Consider the following 17,785-nt stretch of genomic DNA (forward strand, 5'->3'; position numbering starts at 1 on the left):
TCCGCCTCCAGCACGGATAGCGACCTGCCCAGCGCCCGTATGCTCCCGCGGAGGCGGGAGCCCAGTACTGGGTCCCCGCCTTCGCGGGGAGACATGGTTGGTTCGTGGCTGAAGGAACTACTAGGGACCGGTGGTGGGTGCGGGAGCGATCGGCGCGAACGGCTACATCCCGTTACGGACGCAGGCCCAAGTCAGACCTTTCCTCCGAGCATGCGGATCAGGAATCCACGCAGCCTTTCGGTCCTTGCGGGGCTGCCCCTCGCGAGGACGCCGCGCGCGTGCTCGGGGAGGTGTGCCGCCACCGTGTCGGCGTCGGCATCGAATACGTAATGGTCGAACCATGCCCGCCACGCCGCCTTCTGTGGTGGCGGCAGATCGCGGACGCTCATCAACGCGTGGATCAGCGCGCCGAACGGCGACGCCGTCTCCTCGTGATTCCACCAATAGTTCACCAGCACGTTGAACGGGTCGAGCGCGGCGACGTGATGCCACCAGATCGCCGGCACGAAGATCGCATCCCCCGGTTCCAGCTCGGCGACCTGTGCGTGTTCCAGCGCCTCGGCGAAGCGGGGATATCGGTCGAGATCGGGGGTTTCCGGGTCGGCCATGCTCGACGGCGGCCCGGCCAGCGTGTTGTCGAGCGGCCCGATATACAGGTTCGCGATCTGCTCGGGGGGGAACAGCGTGAAGCGGCGGCGGCCGTGAACGACGCAGGCGATGTTGTTGGACTGGTCGTAATGGGTCGCGACGCGGGTGGCGTTGCCGATCCAGAGACGGGCCGGCGCATCGCCGGTCGGCAGGTCCAGCGCGTTGTCGGCGTCCCAGCCGGGCAGATGCTCGGGCGCGGTCGCGGCATTGGCGTACAGCGCGTGCGGTGAGGCGACGTCCTGCTCGGCGAAGCGGAGCAGCTCGCCCAGCAACTGGCCGAGCGCGACATGTTGCCGCTGGAAATTGAAGCCGCTGAGATCGTGGTTGTAGAAGAATCGCCCGGCGATCTCCGGCGCGCCGATCATCACGTCGAGCGGTTTGCCGCCGCCGAACGCCGCCAGATATTCGGCCATCGCCCGGTCGCCGCCGCCACTCGCCCGGACGGCGGCCCAGCGCCTGACCTGCCCGCGCAGGATTATCGGCCGGTATTCGCCCACGACCTCGCGCGCGAAGGTCTCACCGTCGACGGCGGATCGTTCGGCGACGCGGCGGTCGGGGGCGGACGAGTGTCGAAGCACGTGCGAATCCTACAGGATCCCGGCTGCGGCGACCACCGGAAACCATGGCCTGCCGGCGTTGCCAACGTCAGCTCCCACTGGACTTGTTCGCGCGGGAGCTTAGCCTGATTGCAAGTGGCGGGGACGGGGTACGATGAAGCTGACGGTTCGGATCGCGCTGCTGGCGCTTGCGCTCGCGCCGCTGACGGCGTTCGGCGACAGTGCGCCACAGGTCACGATGGCGACGCCCGGCGTCGGCAATGGGTCGATCGAGCGCTTCACGATCCGTTTCAGCCAGCCGATGGTCGCACTGGGCGATCCCCGGGCGGAGGGACCGCTGACGGTTCAGTGCGCGGTCGGCGGCGAGGGGCGCTGGGTCGATCAGCAGACCTATGTCTGGGAATTCGCGACGCCGCTGCCGGGCGGCACCGCGTGCGAGATGAAAACGCGCGACGGTCTGAAGAGCGCGAGCGGCTATGCGCTGGCGGGCCAGCAGAGCTTCAAGGTGGATGCGGGCGGGCCGGTGGCGCGTGTGGTGCTGCCGGGGCAGGGGCGCAATATCGAGGAGGATCAGGTGTTCCTCGTCGCCGCGAACATGGCCGCGACCCCCGCGTCCGTCGCGGCCAACGCTTACTGTGCGGTCGACGGGATCGGCGAACGGATCGCCGTCGACGTGCTGCCGGCCAGTCTGGCGGGCGAGTTGCTGGGCAAGATGGGCACCGGGCAATGGGAGGTGCGCAGCTTCCTGGAAAGCGCGGGCCTGCCGACGGCTATCCCGGCGAGCGCGCCGGATCGCCAGCCGCTGCTGTCGACGGTAACCGCACTGAAATGCCGCCGTCCGTTGCCGCCGGGCCGCGACGTGGCGCTGGTATGGGGCGCGAACATCGCCGGGGCGGGCGGCAAGCTGGCGGGCGCGGACCAGCGTTTCGACTATACCGTCCGCCAGCCTTTCACCGCTCGCTTCGAATGTTCGCGCGTCAATCCGCAGGCGGGGTGCAGCCCGGTCGAGAAGGCGTATGTCCGTTTCACCGCGCCCGTGCCGATGAGCCAGGCGGCGGCGATCCGAATCCGGACGCCGGACGGAAAGACGATCGCGCCGACCTTCGACGATGATGATCGCAAGAAGGCGACGACATCGGACGTGACCTTCGCCAACCCGCTGCCGTTCGGCACTGCGGCTACGCTGGTTCTGCCTGCCGACATCAAGGACGAGAGCGGCCGACCACTCGCGAACGCAGAGCGCTTTCCGTTGGAGGTGCGCTTCGACGTCGCGCCGCCGCTGGTGAAGTTCGCCGCGGGCTTCGGCATTCTGGAAGCGAAACAGGGCGGCGTGCTGCCGGTGACGGTGCGCAACGTCGAGCCGGCCTTGCAGGGGCGGAAGCTGGCGGTGAACGGCCAGACGATGCGCGTCGACGGTTCGGACGGCGATATCGCCAAATGGCTGCGCACCGTCGACAGCGCGGACGACACCAGTTTCGAGGAGGTCGAGCGGGGCGGCGAGACGGTGCGGATCAACCACACCGGCGAGAAACCGATCCTGACCGCGGGCTCGGGCGCGGCGATGACCGTTGCGCTGCCGGGCAAGGGCAAGGATTTCGAGGTCGTCGGCATCCCGCTTAGCAAGCCGGGCTTCTATGTCGTCGAACTCGCCAGCCCGGTGCTGGGCCGCGCGCTGCTCGGGCGCGACGTGCCGCGCTACGTGGCCAGCGCGGCGCTGGTCACCGACATGGCGGTCCATTTCAAATGGGGCCGCGAGCGGAGTCTGGCTTGGGTGACGCAATTGTCGGACGGAAAGCCCGCCGCCAATGCGGAGGTGCGCGTCACCGACAGTTGCACGGGCAGGCTGCTGGCGCGGGGCGTCACCGATCGCAGCGGCGGGCTGTACGTACCCGCCGGCCTGCCCGAGCCGGAAACGTATAGCGACTGTTCGAGCGAGACCGGATCGCATGCGCTGATGGTGTCGGCGCGCCGCAACGGCGATTTCAGCTTCACACTAACCGAATGGGGCGAGGGTATCCGCCCCTACGACTTCGACCTGCCCTACGGCTATTCGGCGCGCGGGGAGATGGTCCACACCGTGTTCGACCGCGCGCTCGTCCGGCAGGGCGAGACGGTGCATATGAAGCACATCCTGCGGCGGCCGAACGGCAGCGGCTTCGCGCTGGCGCCCGGCGTGACCGGCACGCTGAAGCTGACGCATCGCGGGTCGGACACGCAATTCGAGCTGCCGCTCAAGATCGACGCGAACGGGATCGGCGAGAACCAGTGGACCGCGCCGCAAGGCGCGCCGATGGGCGATTACGACCTGTCGATCGAGGCAGCGGAGCGATCGATCGAGATCGGCCAGTCGTTCCGCGTCGACGAGTACAAGCTGCCGACGATGCGCGCGACGGTGACCGGGCCGAAGGAGGCGGCGATCCGCCCCGCCAACCTGCCGCTCGACCTGTTCGTCGGCTATCTGTCGGGTGGCGGCGCGTCCAATCTGGGCGTCGACCTGCGCGTCGGCTGGTTCGCGCACAGCGCCACGCCGGACGGGTATGACGGCTACACCTTCGGCGGGCGCGCGGTGACCGAGGGCGTCAAGGCGCTCGACGGCGACGGCGAGGAGGAGCGGACCGAACTGCCGCCGACACAGACCCTGCCCGCGACGCTGGGTGGCGACGGCACCGCGCGGCAGACGATCGAGGTGCCGCAGTCGCTCGACGGCAATGCCGACATGCAGGTGGAGATGGACTATCGCGATGCGAACGGCGAGACGCTGACCGCGTCGCGAACGATCCCGATCTTCGCGTCGGGCGTGCAATTGGGCGTGAAGACCGACGGCTGGCTGATGAAGAAAGACGATCTACGCCTGCGCTTCGTCGCGCTCGACACGGGCGGAAAGCGGATCAAGGGCCAAAAGATCGCGGTCGCGCTGTACAGCCGACAGGTGCTGACCGCACGGCGGCGGCTGATCGGCGGCTTCTACGCCTATGACAACCAGATGCGGACGACCAAGATCGACGCGGATTGCATGGCCACGACCGATGCGCAGGGACTGGCCCAGTGCAAGGTCGATCCGGGCGTCTCGGGCGAAATCTACGCCGTTGCGACAACGGTCGATAGCGACGGACGGACGGCGCGCGCGGTGCGCAGCGTGTGGCTGGCAGGTGACGAGGACTGGTGGTTCGGCGGCGACAATGGCGACCGCATGGACCTTGTCCCCGAACAACAATCCTATGCGTCCGGGGAAACCGCACGGTTCCAGGTGCGGATGCCGTTTCGCGAGGCGACCGCGCTGGTGACGGTGGAGCGCGAGGGCGTGCTGTCCAGCTTCGTCACGCATCTGTCGGGCTCCGATCCGGTAGTGTCGGTGCCGATGACGGGGGCATATGCGCCCGACGTGTTCGTGTCGGTGATGGTCGTGCGGGGTCGCACGACGAGCGGGTTCTGGAACTGGCTGCACGGTATCGCGCGCACGCTGGGGCTGTCGGACACGCCCGACGACGCGCCGGAGCCGACTGCGCTTGTAGATCTCGCCAAGCCCGCCTACCGGATCGGTATCGCCAAGGTGAAGGTCGGGTGGGAGGCGCACCGGTTGCAGGTCGGCGTGAAGGCGGATCGCGACCGCTATGCCCCGCGCGACATCGCGCAGGTGGCGATCCGCGTGCGCAGGCCGGACGGCCAGCCGGCGCGTACCGCCGACGTTGCGTTCGTCGCGGTCGATCAGGCGCTGTTGCAGCTTGCGCCTAACGACAGCTGGGATGTGCTGACCGCCGAGATGGGAGAGCGGCCGTTGTCGGTCCTGACCGCGACCGCGCAGATGCAGGTCGTCGGCAAGCGCCATTATGGCCGCAAGGCGGTGGAGGCCGGCGGCGGTGGCGGCGGCGATATGTCGGGGCTGAACCGCGAGAACTTCCAGCCGGTGCTGCTGTGGCGCGGGCGGGTGGCGCTGGATGCGCGCGGTCAGGCGCGCGTCGCCGTGCCGCTGTCCGACGCGCTGTCGTCCTTCAAGCTGGTGGCGATCGCGACGGACGGCGCGCAGTTGTTCGGCACCGGCAGCGCGGATATCCGTACCGCGCAGGACCTGTCGATCTATGCCGGCCTGCCGCCGCTGGTGCGGACGGGCGACCTGTATGCCGCCGCCTTTACGCTGCGCAACGGATCGGCGAAGCCGATGACGGTGACGGCGAACGTCGACGTCTTCCCGCGCGTGGCGCAGGGCAAGCCGCTGACGGTGACGATCCCGGCGGGCGGTGCCGCTCCGGTCGCGTGGAACCTGACCGCGCCGGATGGTGTCGCTTCGCTGCGCTGGCAGGTGCGGGCACGCACATCGGACGGGCGCGCGACGGATCAGGTCACGGTGACGCAGGACGTGGTGCCTGCGGTGCCGGTGGAGGTCTGGGCGGCGACGCTGGCGCGCGTCAACGCGGGCTCGACGATCCCGATCGCGGCGCCGGCAGGCGCGCTGCCGGGCCGGGGCAGCGTCGACGTGCGCCTCGACGACAGCCTCGTGCCGTCGCTGAAGGGCGTGCGCGATTATATGAGCGGTTATCCGTACAATTGCTTCGAACAGCGGCTGTCGCGGATCGTCGTGCTGGGTGATGCGGCGGGCTGGGCGCGGTTGGCGGGCGATATCCCGACCTATCAGGCGCCCGACGGGCTGCTGCGCTACTTCCCCGGCGACACGATGATTGGGTCGGAGGCGCTGACCGCTTATGTCCTGTCGATCACCGGCGAGGCAGGGCTGGCGCTGCCCGAAGCGGCGAAGACGCGGATGGTCGAGGCGATGAAGGCGGTGCTCGATGGCCGGCTGCGCCGCGAGGATTATGGCGACGTGCGGCTGCAACGCGTGGCCGCGCTGGCCGCGCTGGCGCGGGTCGGGTCGGCGATGCCGGCGATGCTCGGCCAGATCGGCATGCCGCCCGCCGACATGCCGACCGCGACGCTGGCCGACTATCTCGCGGCGCTCGACCGCATCCCCGGCCTCGCCAACGGGCCCGCGCTGAAGTCGGAGGGCGAGCGCGTATTGCGCACCCGATTGGTGTATGAGGGCACGCGGCTCGACCTGACGGACCAATCGTCGCAGTCGTGGTGGCTGATGTCGTCCGGCGACGAGGCCGCGATCAAGGCGACGTTGGTGACGCTCGGCCGCCCGGGCTGGCAGGACGATGCGCCGCGGATGATGGTCGGCGCCACGCTGCGCCAGAGCCGCGGGCATTGGGATACGACGACGGCGAACGCGTGGGGCACGGTTGTCGCGCGCAAGTTCGGCGGGCTGTATCCGGCGGAGGCGGTGGCGGGCACGACGACGCTGGCGTACGGCGCGCGGCAGATCGCAAAGGGCTGGCCGCTGGCGGGCGACCAGAATTTGACGTCCTTCCCGCTGCTCGCCGCGCCCACACCGCTGCGGATGGCGCAGGCGGGCGGGGCTGGGCCGTGGGCGACGGTATCGGTATCCGCTGCGGTGCCGCTGAAGTCGCCTCTGTCGGCCGGCTATCGCATGACGCGGCAGGTGACGCCGGTGCAGGCGCGCAACCCCGGCCGGCTGACACGCGGCGACGTGCTGAAGGTGACGATCACCGTCGACGCCACCGCGGAGCGCAACTGGGTGGTCGTCAACGACCCGATTCCGGCGGGCGCGACGATCGTCGGCGATTTGGGCGGACAGTCGGCGATGTTGCAGGCGAGCGGCGACGGCGAGGGCGTGCAGCCGTCGTACGTCGAACGTGGCCGCGACGCATGGCGCGGGTATTTCGCGTGGGTCCCGCGTGGGCGCTTCGTGGTCGCGTACACCGTGCGGCTGAACGGTACCGGCCGCTTCGGCATGCCGCCCAGCCGGGTCGAGGCGATGTACTCCCCCGCGATCCGTGCGGCGGTACCCAATGCGCCGGTCGTGGTGGGGATGCGGTGACGTTGCCACCGTCGTGCCGGGTCGATCCCGGCATCCGCTTTTTGGAACGCCTCATCCGTCAGGATGCGCGGTATCGTGGATGCCGGGACCAGCCCGGCATGACGGGTGGTGCGCGGTCATGGGCGTGAACGGCAGGCGACGTGCGGGGCGGAAGGCATCAGTCGGGACTCGGCTGTGACCGGCGACCGTGGGGCGGCCTGGCGCGGAGCTCCGGCTTTCGCTGGAACATGGGAGGTCTTGAGGCGGCGATGGCGATTGATCGCCGTGCTGGTCGCCTTCACCCTCCTCGCAGTTGTCGACTACGCGACCTATCCGCCGCCGATCCCGAATTACGCACAGGCCCGTGCCGCCTATCGCCCGTCGGAGGCGTGGCTGTACGACCGTCACGGCGTGCTGATCGACAGCGCGCGGGTGGATTTCGCGACGAGGCGGCTTGCGTGGACGCCGCTCGACCGGATCGCTCCGGTCGTACCGCAGACGATCGTCGCGGCGGAGGATCATCGCTTCGCCTCGCACGGCGGCGTCGACTGGCTGGCGCTGGCGGGATCGCTGCGGCGGCGGATAGGGGGACAGTCCGCGCGCGGGGCCTCCACCCTCTCGATGCAGGTCGCGGGCTTTCTCGCTCCCGATCTGGCCCGCCCCGGCGCACGCGGGTGGCGCGACAAGGTGCGGCAGATGCGCGCCGCGCGGGCGCTGGAAGGACGCTGGAGCAAGGATCAAATTCTGGAGGCCTATCTGAACCTCGCGCCGTTCCGTGGCGAGGCGCAGGGGATCGGTGCGGCGGCGATGGGCTTTTTCGGTAAGACGCCGGCCGCGCTCGCCGGCGACGATGCGGTGCTGCTCGCGGCGCTGCTGCCCGATCCACAGGCGAGCGCCGACCGGCTGGCGCGCCGTGCGTGCCGGCTGGCGCGGGCAGGCGATTGTTCCGGTTTCGAAGCGCAGGCGGCGTCGATGCTCGGCCCGGCGCGCAGTCTGGCGCTCGACCCCGGTCTCGCGCCGCATCTGTCCGATCGCCTGCTGACTAGGCCCGGCCTGCGTGTCGCGACGACGCTGGATGCAGGGTTGCAGCGGCTGGCGATCGGGGCGTTGCGTCGGCAATTACAGGGGCTGGGCGGGACACGGGCCCGCGACGGCGCGGTGGTGGTCGTCGACAACCGGAGCGGCGACGTGCTGGCCTATGTCGGCGGGATCGGCGGCGCGTCGACGGCGGCGGCGGTGGACGGCGCGAACAGCTATCGGCAGGCGGGATCGACGCTGAAGCCGTTCCTGTACGCGCAGGCGATCGAGCGGGGATATCTGACGGCGGCGTCGATCCTCGACGATTCGCCAGTGCAACTGGATACGGCGTCCGGGCTGTATGTGCCGCAGAATTACGACCACGGCTTCAAGGGGCCGGTATCGGCGCGCAGCGCGCTGGCGGGGTCGCTGAACGTGCCCGCGGTGCGGACGCTGTTGCTGGTCGGGGTCGATCCGTTCCGCGACCGGTTATGGGATACCGGGTACCGCGGCCTGACCGAGGACGGGCAATATTACGGTTTTTCGCTGGCACTGGGATCGGCGGAGGTGACGCTGCTGGAGCAAGCGGACGCGTATCGAAGCCTCTCGAACGGCGGGCGCTGGTCGCCGCTGCGCGTGTTGCTGCGTGCGCGTACGGTTGCGGCGCGGCCGGTGACGACGCCCGCGGCGGCGTGGATCGTCGCGGACATGATGGCCGATCCCAATGCGCGTGCAGCGACCTTTGGGCTCGATTCGGCGCTGCGGCTGCCGTTCTGGGCGGCGGTGAAGACGGGCACGTCGAAGGCGATGCGGGACAACTGGTGCGTCGGTTTTTCCGATCGCTTCACCGTCGCGGTGTGGGTCGGCAATCTGGAGGGCGATCCGATGCGCGCTGTGTCCGGCACCAGCGGCGCGGCCCCGGTATGGCGCGACCTGATGCTGGCGCTGCATGCCCGCACCCCCGGCCGCGCGCCGCCGCCGCCCGCCGGGGTCGAGGCGCGCCGGATCGCCTTCGCCGACCGGATCGAGCAGCCCCGGCGCGAGTATTTCCTGCGCGGCACCGGCCAGACGCTGATCGCCGCCGCGCCGGGGGAGGCACGGCGACCGCGCATCGCCAATCCGGTCACCGGCACCGTTTACGCGATTGACCCCGACATCCCTCCGGAGCGGCAACGGTTCGCGGTCGCGGTCGCGGGGAGCGCCGCCGCGTATCGCCTGATGCTGGACGATCGCGATCTCGGATCCGCCACCGCCCGGCCGCAGGTCATGCCAGCGCCGGGGCCGCACCGGCTGCGGCTGGTCGACACCGCCGGCCGGGTGGTCGATCAGGCGCGCTTTACGATCCGCTGACCGGCGCGTCGCGGCCGGTGCGCCGCCACAACATCCACGCCATCGCGGCGAGCAGCGCGGTCGCCGCGAGCAGCACCGCCCAGAGCAGTGCTTGCCGTCGCCACCGGCCGCTGTCGTCGGCTGCTGCCAGATGCAGCGTCGTGGCGGGCAGCGTGACCGGCGCGGTCGCCGGCGTCGTCGTCCGGAGGCTCGCCAGCGGCAGGTACGGATCGGCCGTCCCCGCACGCCCCACCGCCAGCGTATAGGGTGGACGACCCGCGGCGAGGAACACGACTGCCGCTGGCGCAAAGCCTAGCTCCAAAGTCGGTGGCGCGGTGAAGCCGGGCGATCCCTCGTCGGCCTCGATCCGCCACAGGCGATGGCGGCTGTCGCCGACCATAATGGCACCGCGCTCGCTCGTGGCGAGATCGGCGCGGGTGGCGGTGCCTTCGCCGAGTGCCGTCCACGGTTGCTCCCGGTTGTCGCGGCCGAGGATGCGGATCGGCACGATCATGTCGTTGCCCGTCGGCAGCACCCGCACCGTCGCAAACGGACTGGCGAACGGGGCGACGAACTCGATGGCATGCGCGTCCGTCAGGGGCGGCAGCGTCGCGGCGACGGTGACGCTTGCCGCGGCGTCGGCCTGTGTCAGCAACGCCGCGCCCTCGACGCCGACCGGCGACAACAGTCGCGAGGACCCGCGCCACGACACGCGCAGATAGTCGCCGTTCAGCCGCGCGCCGCCCAGCGGGATCGCGACGGCATCGCGGGCGTCGCCGGCGCGGTAGACGGTCTTGTCGCCCAAGGTGCGCCATGTCTTCAGATCGTCACTGGCGTCCACGACGAAGGTCACGGGCTGGCCGGCGGGCAAGGTGGCGTCGAGCGACAGGCCAGCGGCGCGCGTGACGATCCGCCGGGCATCGAGCAGGACGCCGAGCGTCGCGGTGGCCACGCGGTCGCCGGGCTTGCCCTCGACCTGCGCCACGCTGGCGCGCCCGCTGTCGTCGATGCGCAGCGATACGCCCGTGACGTCCAGCGTGTCGCCGCTACCCAGGATCGGCATCACCCGCAGGGACACGCGGCGGCCCGGTGCGTCGGCCGGGGTTGCGCGGGCGATCGGCATCGCGCGGTGGTCGGCATCGAAGACGCGCACATCGTTCAGTCCACCGGTGCGCGACGCCGCGATCACGGCCGCGGGCAACGTCAGCCGTTGCACCGCCGAACCCGCGGCGACGGTGACCGGTGCGCGTACCGCATAACGATCCGGCGTGTCGCTTTGCTCGGGTGCGGCGGCGACCGGCGTGGCCAGCGCCAGGACGACGGCGGCGTGATGGAGCAGGCGCCTCATGCCAGCGCCTCCGCGGGGTGGCTGTCTTTCGGTGGCAAGGGCGCGAGATAGCCGACGACCAGCATCAGCACGCCGACGCCCATGAACGCGATGATGCGCGCGCCGCCACCCGCGGCGTTGAGGTCGATCAGCAGCAGCTTCAGGACCGTCAGCGCCAGCAGCCCGGCTCCGACCAGCCACAGCGTCCGCCGCACGCGACGGTGCGCCACGACCATCAGCGTCAGCGCCAACACCGTCCACAGGATCGCCAGCCCGGTCTGGACGACGACGCTGTCGAGCAGCAGGTCGATCGACCACGGCACCCCCAGCCAGTGATGCGCGATGCGGAGCCACACCGTGTTGACGATCACGAACGCGAGCCCGGCCAGCGCCGCCAGCGCGCCCGTTCCGCCGAGCTTCGCCGCGCCGGGCGGGACCGGAACGGCGGCGAGCATCGTGCGCCGCCACGCCTCCAGCGTCGCCAGCGACAGGCCCAGCGACAGGTCGACGGGGTTCAGCACGGGTACATAGGGCAGGGGCGCCGCGACGCCGGACGACAGCAGCCCCGTGAGCAGCGCTCCGCCATAGACCAGCACGGCGATCGGGATCGCTGCGACCCAGCCATACGCGGTGGCATGCCGGTCGAGCGGCCAGCGCTTGTCCGCCGCATGCCGCATCGCGCGCCCGGCGGTCAGCGTCAGGGCGAGCAGCACCGCGATGCTCGCAACGAGGAACACGACCTCCGCCCATGCCGTGCGCCACAAGCCGGCGCGGTCGATCCCCAGCCACAGCGCGTCGGCCAGCATCGCGACCCCCAGCAGCACGCCGCCGACATGCGTCGCCGCGAGCATCTCGCGCGGAGCCGGCGCCTCGCGATCGTTCACGAACAGCATGCGCAGGTGCAGCGCGATCGCCGCTCCCCACATCAGCCAGTCGGGCATCGACAGGATGTTGCGGCCGAAGCCGATCACGCCGATCGCGAATGCCAGCGTGAGCGCCGGCAGCGCTGCGTAGCTCGGCCAGAATGCGACCGCCCAGCGGCGGCGCTGGCCCAGCATCTGCGCCAGCCACGCGCTCGCGACGGCGGCGAGCATCACGACGACCGGTTGCAGGGCCGGATCGATGACCGGCACCGGCAGGGCGCCAGCGCGGAGTGACGGCACCGCGCGGATCGCCTCCGCCGCCCACGCCGCGCACCAGAAGGCGAAGCCGAACAGGAAGGCGGGCGCGGCCAGCGCGTGCTCCACACGCTGATACGATTGCGCCATCCGCGATCCGCTGTGCGGCAGTGGCTCCCGCAACCACCACGCCGTCGCCAGCGCTGCCAGCGCGATCAGCATCGCACCAAGGAACGCCGGGTTGGCGAGCGGGACGGCGGCGGTGGTGTCGAAGGTAGCGATGTAGACCAGCGCGGCGACCACTTGCAGCAGTAGCCCGAACAGCCGCGGCATCCACCGCGCTTGCCGCATACCGACCCAGAACGCGCCCGCTCCCTCCAGCGCCCAGGCCGACGACGTCCAGCGCGCGCCGAGCGCCAGCGGCACCGCCAACGTGACGAAGCCGATGCCGATTGCGAGCATCGTCTCGTTCATCACCCGGAACGTGTCCTTGCGATACCGCATGGTCCACATCGCAACGCCAAGATACAGCGCCGCGAAGCCCAGCGCGGCAAAGGCGCTGCCGAAGGGCCGGTCGCTGACGAGACCGACCTGAAGACCGAACCCCGCCAGCGCCGGCCCGAACAACAGGGTGGTGTCGACGACATTGCCCAGACGGCCGGGCGTCGCCCGCGTGTACAGGACGGCGGTCGCGACGTAGATCAGGACGGAGACGATCAGAAAGCCCTGCGCGGCGGCATAGTCGCCCGGCTGATAGCTGGTGGTGCCCCACAGCGTCGCCATTCCAAACGTGGCGAAGAAGCCGATCAGGTTCAGCACGCGCCACGCCTGACGCTGCGCGATGAACAGGATCGCGGCGTTGAGGATCGTGTAATAGACGAACACGCCGACGATGTTGCCGCCCGCACCCGCGAGCAGGACGGGCACGGCGAAGCCCCCGGCGAAGGCGGTCGTCGCCAGCGCCTGCGACCGTTGCAGCAGCGCCAGCGCACAGCCGAGCGCGCACACCACGATCATCAGCGCGAAGGCGGCAGCGACCGGGAAGCCGTCGAGCAGCCTCACCGCCGCGAACAGCGTCAGATAGATCGTGGCGATGCCCGCGCCTTGCAGCGCCAGCCCGAAGCCGGGCCGGTCGGTTCGCGTGCGGAACCCGAAGCCCAGCAGCGCGATGCCCGCCGCGACGATCAGCGCCAGCCGCGCCTCGACCGGGAACAGTCCCGCGGCGGCGGCATAGCTGGCGAGGAAGGACAGTCCCACGAACAGGATGACGAGTCCGACGCGCACGATCGTGTTGCCGCCCAGCAGCCAGCCCTTCGCGGCGGCGATGCCCGCGGCGATCGTCGTCGCGACGATGCCCGATTCCGGCGGTGTCGTCGTCACCGGTTCCCGGGCTGCGGGTTGGCGAGGCGATGGCGCGGCCGACCAGCTATCCGTCTGTGGCGTTTGCGCGCGGGCGGGGACGGCCACAGGAGTGGGGGCAGGCACGGGGGCGGCGGGCGCGAAAAAGGGGTCGGGCGCGGCGACGCCGTTCGCGATCAGCGCCGCGATCTGGTCCTGCAACGGTGCGGTCGCGCGCGTCACTTCGGCGCGCACCGCGCTGCGAAAGCCCCAACCGACGAACGCGCCGCAAAGACCGCCGAGAAAGAAGCCATAGCTGTCGAGGCCAGCGGCGAGCCAGCCCGCCAGCGCCCCGGCGATTGCCATCCATACGATCATCGGCCGTCTGTCCCCCGCGGCGTCTCGACGACGCCGACGAGTACATGCCCCAGCCCCCTCCACCGGTCGAGGGGGCGCGTTCTTGCGGACGTTTCGAACGCATGGGGCGTACGGACACGCGGGCCGCCGCCCGGAATCGGCAGAACGTGTTTGAAAACGCGAGGGAAATGGCCGATCCCGTGGATGGTAGAGGATGATCGAGGATAGCAGAATGACCGAAGCGACCGTGACCCGGCGTGACTGGATCGGCGGCGCCGCCGCGACCGCGGGGTTGCTGCCCTTCGCCCAGCCCGCATCCGCGCGCCGGATCGCGGCGAGCGACCGGGTCAACGTCGCGGTGATCGGCGCGGGCGGGATGGGCGCGCAGAACATGGCGAAGCTGACCGACCAGAACGTCGTCGCGCTGGCGGACGTCGACTTCGCGCACGTCGCCAAATCGCTGGTCGACGACACGGGCGCGGTTCGGAAGGATCGCGTGGCGCTGAAGGCGGCCTACGACCGGGCGGAGAAGTTTGCCAATTACCGGCGCATGCTCGACGCGCGGAAGGATATCGACGCGGTGGTGATCGCCACGCCCGATCACCACCACGCGATCGCCGCGAAGACGGCGATGGAGCGGGGGCTGCACGTCTATGTCCAGAAGCCGCTGACCTATACCGTGCGGGAGGGGCGCACGCTGCTCGATCTGGCGCGGCGTAACCCGAAGCTCGTCACTCAGATGGGCAACCAGGGGCATTCGGGCGACGACGGCCGCCGCACGGTCGAGCTGATCCGCGGCGGTGTCATTGGAACGGTGCGGGAGGTTCAGGTCTGGACCAACCGCCCGATCTGGCCGCAGGGGGAAGCCCGGCCGGCACCCGTGCCGAAGCCGGCCAGCCTAGACTGGGACCTGTGGCTCGGGCCGGCGGCGGTCGATTGGGGCTATCACCCGGATTACGCCCACTTCAACTGGCGCGGCTGGGTGCCGTTCGGGGTCGGCGCGCTCGGCGACATGGGCGCGCACCTGATCGATTTCCCGGTTTGGGCGCTGGAGCCGGGCCTGCCGACGCGGGTCGAGACGCGGCACAGCCGCTGGGGCGGCGACGACGATGTCTGGGACGGCAAGCCGCCCGCCGACCTGTCGAGCTATCCACTCGCCAGCATCACCACCTACCGCTTCGGCAACGCCAGGAACGGGCCGCTGACGATGACCTGGTATGACGGCGGCCTGATGCCGCCGACGCCGGACGCGATGCCGGCCAAAGCGCGGATGAATCCTGACGGCGGCGTCCTGTATATCGGCGACCGGGGGATGCTGATGCACGAAACCTATGGCGAGAAGCCGGTCCTGATCGGCGACGGCGTGGCGGAGCGCGCCGCCGCCGTGCCGATGTCGCTGCCGCGCATCATCGGCGGCCGCGACGGCCACGAGATGAACTGGATCCGCGCGATCCGCGGACAGGAGGCGATCTCCTCGCCATTCTCGATCGCCGTGCCGCTGAACGAGACGATGATCCTGGGCATGGTCGCGCTGAGGGCGGACCAGCCGATCGAGTATGACGGCGGGGCGGGGCGGATCACGAACGTGCCCGACGCGAACCGCTTTCTGGATCGGCAGTATCGCAAGGGGTGGTCGATCTGAGGTGGCGTAGGGCGCGTCTGATCCACATTATCGGCGCAGGGCGGCGGTCGTGGTAACGCCGCCGGGTCGTGGGTGTGCGGCGATGCTTGCGGGTGCGGACGATCCTCCTCGGTAATGGGACAGCAACGGGCGCTATCGACGGCGCGGTGCTCAGGCGGGACGGTCGCGCAAGCCGCCACTTCGCCGTCATCGCGCCGCCGACGCTGGGGCATCTGAACCCGTTGCAGGTGCTGGGCGGCGAACTGGTCGCGCTCGGCCACCGGGTGACATTCGTGCATGCCGGCGAGGTCGGCCTGTACGTCACCGATCCGAGGATGGGCTTCTCGCGGCTGCGCGGGCCGGCGGGGGAGGGGTTCTCGCTCGCCCGGCATCTGGCGACGCTCGCCGCGCCGACCGGGCCGGCCGGGATGACGCGGATGATCCGCGCCTCCGCCGACCTGACCGCGATGCTGCTCGACGAAGCGCCGGCGGTGCTGGAGCGGATCGGCGCCGATGCGGTGATCGCGGATGCGGCGGAGGCGGCAGGGCCGTTGATTGCCGCCAAGCTGCGCATCCCGCATGTGGTCAGCGTCACCGGCCTGCCGTTGTTGCACGACGCGGCGGTACCACCGCCGTTCGTCGGCTGGCGCTATCGCACCGATCCGCTCGGGCTGAACCGCAACTGGGGCGGCTACACCGTGTCCGACCTGCTGCTCCGCCCGATCGTGCGGGTGGTGGAGGCGCGGCAGAGGGCTTGGGGCATCGCGATGCCCGATCCGCAGGCGAGCCGCTACGTCGCGCAGTGCCCGCGCGGGCTCGACTATCCGCGCGCCGCCCTGCCGCCGGGCTTCGTCTATGGCGGGCCGTGGCGCGCCGACACGGGCGAGGAGGTCGTGTTGCCCGACGACGACCGGCCGCTGATCTTCTGTTCGCTCGGCACGTTGCAGGGATCGCGGCGCGCACTGTTCGCGACGATCGCCAGCGCCTGTGCCGCGGTCGGTGCGCGCGCGGTGATCGCGCATGGCGGTGGCCTTTCGGCGGACGAGGAAGCGGGGTTGCCCGGCGATCCGCTGGTGCGGGCCTTCTGGCCGCAACGCGCGGTGCTGCGCCGGTGCGCGGCGGCGGTTCTGCACGGCGGCTTCAACACCGTGCTCGATGCGCTGGGCGAAGGCGTGCCGATGGTCGTTTTGCCGATCGCGTTCGAACAGCCCGGCACCGCGGCGCGGCTGGCGCATCATGGCGCGGCACGTGTGCTGTCGTCGCGTTGGGCGAGCGTCGGTGGCGTTGCGGCGGCGTTGCGTGAGGTGATGACCGGGCCGCAATACAGGGCGGCGGCGCGCCGCCTCTCGGCTGAGATCGCCGCAGCGGGCGGGGCCGCCGCCGCCGCCGCCACGATCACCGAGGCATTGACCGTGCGCGGTTGAGGTGGGGCAGCCGCCACCACGGCGTATGCGGCTTCAGATGATGTTCGTGGTGGTAGGCGCCGAAGTGGAAGCACGTTACCAGCGATGCCAGCGGCGACAGCGAATTGCTGCGCGCGTTGTGCTCGTCCGCGAACGGCAGTTCCTCGTGCCGGTGCGGCAGATAGGTGCCGAACACGAACAATTGCGCCAGCGCCAGCAGCGCGGGCACTGCCCAAAATGCGACGATGTTGAGGAGCGACGCGCCGAGCAGCATGTACGCGATTGCCGCGACGGTGATCCGCAGGATCTGGCCGTGCGTGTAATAGCCGCGGAAGAAGTGCACGAACCACGGCAGCGCCTGTCGCGGCGCGCCGGCATGGAAATCGGGATCGTCGGGGGTGCCGGGTGCGGCGTGGTGCGCGTGATGCTTGGGGTAGAGCGCGGCGTAGGACAGGCCGGCATAGGCGGCGAGGCACAGCGTCCCGACGACCGTGTTCAGCCGGCGCTGCCGTGGTGCGAACGACCCGTGCATGCAGTCGTGCGCGACGATGAACAGCCCGGTGCTCAACCACGCCTGCACGACGATCAGCGCGACCGCGAGCGGCGCGGTCGCCCAGCGCCATTCCCAGAAGAAGATGCCGCCGATGTGAATCGCCAGCCAAGCCCCACCGATCGCGCCGGCCAGCATCAGGCTCCGTCGGCCATCGGCGGCGGTGTCGCTCATGGATCGACGCGCTGCGACAGCTTGCGCTTCAGTTTCGTCGGGTTGGGCGCGAACAGGAACCCGAAGCTGACGCCGCCCTCCTTGCCCTTCACCGCGTGGTGCAAGCGGTGCGCCTGAAGCAGCCGCTTGGAATAGCCGCGCCGCGGGACCCAGCGCATGCCGAACCGCTGGTGGACCATCATGTCGTGGACGAACGCGTAGATGCCGCCATAGATCGTGATGCCCAGCGCCGCCCACCACAGCGGCTCCCACCACATGCCCGCGGTGAACAGGCCGACGACGAACACGGCGAAGGTGACGGCGTAGAGGTCGTTCTTCTCGAACGCGCCCTCATGCGGTTCGTGGTGCGAGCGGTGCCAGCCCCAGCCCCAGCCGTGCATCACGTATTTGTGCGTCGCCCAGGCGAAGCACTCCATGAACAGGACCATGCCGACCACCAGGGCCAGCTTCTCAAACCACGTCATCGTCAACTCC

General features: G+C 70.3%; 9 protein-coding genes. 4 read left to right on the top strand and 5 right to left on the bottom strand.

The window, feature by feature from the left end:
* Window positions 1-191 precede the first annotated feature (191 nt).
* The gene (locus tag ILT43_RS06380) at window positions 192-1,226 is read right to left on the bottom strand and encodes a cupin-like domain-containing protein (RefSeq protein WP_204196779.1); all 1,035 of its coding nucleotides are present in this window, start codon (window positions 1,224-1,226) and stop codon (window positions 192-194) included.
* A 133-nt stretch (window positions 1,227-1,359) separates the two neighbouring features.
* On the opposite strand from ILT43_RS06380, the gene ILT43_RS06385 reads away from it, so the two are divergent.
* Window positions 1,360-7,098, top strand: a complete 5,739-nt coding sequence (locus ILT43_RS06385) for an alpha-2-macroglobulin family protein (RefSeq protein WP_204196780.1) — start codon at window positions 1,360-1,362, stop codon at window positions 7,096-7,098.
* A 255-nt stretch (window positions 7,099-7,353) separates the two neighbouring features.
* Window positions 7,354-9,444, top strand: coding sequence for a penicillin-binding protein 1C (gene pbpC, locus ILT43_RS06390; protein WP_204196781.1), 2,091 nt, complete (start codon window positions 7,354-7,356; stop codon window positions 9,442-9,444).
* On the opposite strand, the gene ILT43_RS06395 is transcribed toward pbpC, so the two are convergent.
* Together ILT43_RS06395 and ILT43_RS06400 are read right to left on the bottom strand one after the other, a co-directional pair.
* Window positions 9,431-10,771, bottom strand: coding sequence for a DUF3999 family protein (locus ILT43_RS06395; RefSeq protein WP_204196782.1), 1,341 nt, complete (start codon window positions 10,769-10,771; stop codon window positions 9,431-9,433). The genes pbpC and ILT43_RS06395 overlap by 14 nt on opposite strands.
* Window positions 10,768-13,584: a DUF2339 domain-containing protein gene (locus ILT43_RS06400; protein WP_204196783.1), complete on the bottom strand. Its 2,817-nt coding sequence runs from the start codon at window positions 13,582-13,584 to the stop codon at window positions 10,768-10,770. The genes ILT43_RS06395 and ILT43_RS06400 overlap by 4 nt, the downstream gene beginning before the upstream one ends.
* Window positions 13,585-13,795: 211 nt before the next feature.
* Between ILT43_RS06400 and ILT43_RS06405 the strand changes: the two genes are divergently transcribed.
* Window positions 13,796-15,205 (top strand): Gfo/Idh/MocA family protein, encoded by a 1,410-nt coding sequence (locus ILT43_RS06405; RefSeq protein ID WP_204196784.1) that lies wholly within the window; start codon window positions 13,796-13,798, stop codon window positions 15,203-15,205.
* 146 nt (window positions 15,206-15,351) lie between these two features.
* Window positions 15,352-16,608: a nucleotide disphospho-sugar-binding domain-containing protein gene (locus ILT43_RS06410; protein ID WP_204196785.1), complete on the top strand. Its 1,257-nt coding sequence runs from the start codon at window positions 15,352-15,354 to the stop codon at window positions 16,606-16,608.
* Here ILT43_RS06410 and ILT43_RS06415 read toward each other — a convergent pair.
* Both ILT43_RS06415 and ILT43_RS06420 read right to left on the bottom strand, forming a co-directional pair.
* A complete protein-coding gene (locus ILT43_RS06415) occupies window positions 16,580-17,311 on the bottom strand; it encodes a fatty acid desaturase (protein WP_204196786.1) in 732 nt (243 codons plus the stop codon). The two genes, ILT43_RS06410 and ILT43_RS06415, sit on opposite strands and share 29 nt — an antisense overlap.
* A complete protein-coding gene (locus tag ILT43_RS06420) occupies window positions 17,308-17,775 on the bottom strand; it encodes a sterol desaturase family protein (RefSeq protein WP_204196787.1) in 468 nt (155 codons plus the stop codon). The genes ILT43_RS06415 and ILT43_RS06420 overlap by 4 nt, the downstream gene beginning before the upstream one ends.
* Between the last annotated feature and the right edge of the window lie 10 nt (window positions 17,776-17,785).

Origin of the sequence: Sphingomonas longa (assembly GCF_016892685.1) — a bacterium.
Taxonomy (GTDB): Bacteria; Pseudomonadota; Alphaproteobacteria; order Sphingomonadales; family Sphingomonadaceae; genus Sphingomonas; species Sphingomonas longa.

Coding starts and splice junctions, on each gene's coding strand:
- ILT43_RS06415 (WP_204196786.1), bottom strand. CDS start 17,311: ATGAGCGACACCGCCGCCGATGGCCGACGGAGCCTGATGCTGGCCGGC.
- ILT43_RS06395 (WP_204196782.1), bottom strand. CDS start 10,771: ATGAGGCGCCTGCTCCATCACGCCGCCGTCGTCCTGGCGCTGGCCACG.
- ILT43_RS06405 (WP_204196784.1), top strand. CDS start 13,796: ATGACCGAAGCGACCGTGACCCGGCGTGACTGGATCGGCGGCGCCGCC.
- ILT43_RS06400 (WP_204196783.1), bottom strand. CDS start 13,584: ATGATCGTATGGATGGCAATCGCCGGGGCGCTGGCGGGCTGGCTCGCC.
- ILT43_RS06420 (WP_204196787.1), bottom strand. CDS start 17,775: ATGACGTGGTTTGAGAAGCTGGCCCTGGTGGTCGGCATGGTCCTGTTC.
- ILT43_RS06385 (WP_204196780.1), top strand. CDS start 1,360: ATGAAGCTGACGGTTCGGATCGCGCTGCTGGCGCTTGCGCTCGCGCCG.